This is a genomic window from Falsiroseomonas oryziterrae (assembly GCF_021864505.1).
Lineage (GTDB): Bacteria > Pseudomonadota > Alphaproteobacteria > Acetobacterales > Acetobacteraceae > Falsiroseomonas > Falsiroseomonas oryziterrae.
This window is the reverse complement of the sequence record NZ_JAKJIB010000726.1, coordinates 1-527: the sequence shown is the minus strand read 5'-3', so window position 1 is coordinate 527 and position 527 is coordinate 1. Positions and strand designations below refer to the sequence as shown.

The following is a 527-nucleotide window of genomic DNA, read 5'->3' as shown; positions in this document are numbered from 1 at the left end:
CCAGCGCGGGTCGCGGCGGATCTCGGCCGCGATCAGCTCGGCTTGGCCGACGGCGCGCGCGGTCGCGGCGGGCCGGCCCGCGAGGCCACGGCCGTCCCCGGCGAAGGCGGATGCCGCGTCCTCCATGATGGCGGGCATCGGATCGGCGGCGACGAGGCCGAGGCCGGGCGGGATACGCGTGGCGGCGGGCGGCGCGCGCATCTCGGCGCAGGCGGCGAGCGCGAGCAGGGACAGGGCGGCGAGGATGCGCATCGGTGCGCCAGCGATAGCGCGGCGGGACCGGGCTAGAAAGAACTCTCTCCGTCCAGGCGGCGCATCTCGTCCTGCGCCTGGCGGGTCGCGGCGGCCGTGCGCGGCAGGGGCGGCAGCGCGTCGAGGCGCGCGAGAGTGCTTGCGGGGGCCGGCGACACCGGCTCCAGCGCCGTCGTGGCGCCGGCGCGGTTGCCGGCGTCGAGCGCCGATCCCGCATCCAGCAGCGCCCGGCCGACCGCCTCGTCCGGCGCGTCCTGCCGGATGCCGAGCGCGAC

2 protein-coding genes are annotated in these 527 nt (G+C 78.9%); both read right to left on the bottom strand.

The features are described from left to right. Positions 1 to 252 (bottom strand): hypothetical protein (locus L2I40_RS24365; protein WP_237217898.1); only part of this gene is annotated, 252 nt, incomplete at its 3' end. Positions 253 to 284: 32 nt separating this feature from the next. Continuing rightward, positions 285 to 527 (bottom strand): hypothetical protein (locus L2I40_RS24360; protein WP_237217897.1); only part of this gene is annotated, 243 nt, incomplete at its 5' end.